The sequence below is a fragment of the Methylobacterium sp. CCH5-D2 genome (assembly GCF_001556475.1).
Lineage (GTDB): Bacteria > Pseudomonadota > Alphaproteobacteria > Rhizobiales > Beijerinckiaceae > Methylobacterium > Methylobacterium hispanicum.
This window is the reverse complement of sequence record NZ_LSIX01000281.1, coordinates 1-756: the sequence shown is the minus strand read 5'-3', so window position 1 is coordinate 756 and position 756 is coordinate 1. Positions and strand designations below refer to the sequence as shown.

1 protein-coding gene is annotated in these 756 nt (G+C 73.1%); it reads left to right on the top strand.

Annotated elements, in window-relative coordinates; all coding sequences use genetic code 11:
- A partial coding sequence (locus tag AX737_RS07620) for an HlyD family efflux transporter periplasmic adaptor subunit (protein ID WP_156453577.1) occupies nucleotides 1-756 on the top strand: 756 nt, incomplete at both ends.

Sequence of the window (756 nt, the reverse complement as noted above, 5' to 3'; positions counted from 1 at the left end):
TGCCGGGCCGCATCATCCCGGACCCGAACGCCAGCGGCGTCGTCCAGTCCTCGGTCGGCGGACGGATCTCGCCACCGCCGTCCGGCGTCTTCCCTCGCCTCGGCACGAAGGTTCGCAAGGGCGACGTGCTCGCCACGGTGACGCCGCCGGTCCAGGCCGTCGACGTCTCCGACATGCGCCAGCGCCAGGGCGAACTCGACCAGCAGATCGCCATCGTCGAGCGCCGGGTCGAGCGCTACCGGAAGCTCGCCACGACCGGCGCCGTCGCCACGACCCAGCTCGACGACGCGGTCGCGGAGCTCAATGGCCTGCACGACCGCCGCGCGGCCCTCGACAAGATCCGCCAGCAGCCCGAGGCCCTGGTCTCGCCCGTCGACGGCGTGGTGGCGCAGGCGACCGCAGTGGCCGGGCAGATGGCGGCGCCCGGCGCCATGGTCTTCCAGATCGTCGATCCAAACCGCCTCTGGGTCGAGGCCCTCAGCTTCGACGCTCTGACCGCGGCGCAGAACGCTACGGCCCGTCTCGCCGACGGACGGACCCTGAAGCTCGCCTACCAGGGCACGGGGCTCGCCGACCGCAACCAGGCCATACCGGTCCAGTTCGCGGTCCAGGGCGACGCCTCCGGCCTGCGGGTCGGCCAGTTCGTCACGGTGCTGGCCGGGACCGACACCGAGCAGGCCGGCCTGGCGCTGCCGCGCTCTGCCGTGGTGCGCACCGGCAACGGGCAGGACGTCGTCTACGAGCACACCACCGCCG